Source organism: Aeromonas sp. QDB11 (assembly GCF_027705265.1).
Classification (GTDB): domain Bacteria; phylum Pseudomonadota; class Gammaproteobacteria; order Enterobacterales; family Aeromonadaceae; genus Aeromonas; species Aeromonas allosaccharophila.
Genome location: NZ_JAPDBM010000189.1, coordinates 1 through 1,010, shown reverse-complemented (window position 1 = coordinate 1,010; position 1,010 = coordinate 1). Strand labels below are relative to the sequence as shown.

The 1,010-nt window shown below is 51.4% G+C and carries 1 tRNA gene; it reads right to left on the bottom strand.

Going from position 1 to position 1,010, the window contains the following annotated elements:
- Positions 1-725: 725 nt before the first annotated feature.
- A tRNA-Thr gene (locus tag OKC40_RS22580) sits at positions 726-801 on the bottom strand.
- Positions 802-1,010 lie beyond the last annotated feature (209 nt).

Genomic DNA, 1,010 nt, shown 5'->3' with positions numbered 1-1,010 from the left:
GTAGGTGTACTGGGCGAGAATGTGTCCTTGTTGGGCGGCCTTGGCATAACTGGCTCTGGCCTGCGCCAGTTCACCTTATTTATGCTGTAAATCCACCAGCTCGAACAACGCCTTGGGTACGCCACCGTCAGCAGCCTTCCCTAACCAATAGATCTGCTGTTTCCGGTCTACCTGCAGCACCCGCAGTAGATACTGCTGCCCACCCTTGCTGGGTACTCGTTGCTCATCGAACACAACGATCCCGGACAACGCTCGAACCCTGGCAAAATCTCGCTCTATGGACCAAGGCGAGACGCCAAACACGTCTGCGGCTTCACGGGCGCTGATTGCTCGCGGCTGTTCGTGCAGCCAATGTGCTTACTTGCAAGTAACGCGGCAAAGGTGGATTCGGATTGATAGACATCTAATTCCGTCATTACGCTGGGTGATGGGTAGGCACATTGGACTACCCATGGAGCAATTTGTTCAGGTAATCACAATAAACTTCCTGGCTAACTACTTGTCAGCAAGGCTTGGGCTTCGTCGCGTATCGCACAATATCGCTGTGTGAGGAGTGATCGTTTTTCAACTCGCCAACCGCCATATTTAGCTAGCCAGCGTCTGGGTCGACGTGGATCCCAGCTATCAATGGCTTCACGTAATCGCGCATCCAAATCGGTACGTTCTGCGTCTAAGTCTTTTATGGCTGGCATCGGGGTCGGCTATGAGGAATTCGGTGATAATTGTGGTGCTGGCTACCGGAATCGAACTGGTGACCTACTGATTACAAGTCAGTTACTCTACCTACTGAGCTAAGCCAGCATCATGTACATGCTAAAGGATGCTTTGAATAATGTCATTAGAGCTGACCTCTGTCATGCGACAGATCATTACCGAATATTCCTGGTTCGTAACGACGAGAGCTGGCACTAATTAGCCACGGAGCGTGTAAACAGAAAGGCCACACCGTGAGGGCATGGCCTTGTCTATTTAGATGAGGAAGTCATCCAGCTGACGACCTTGCTCGAGTT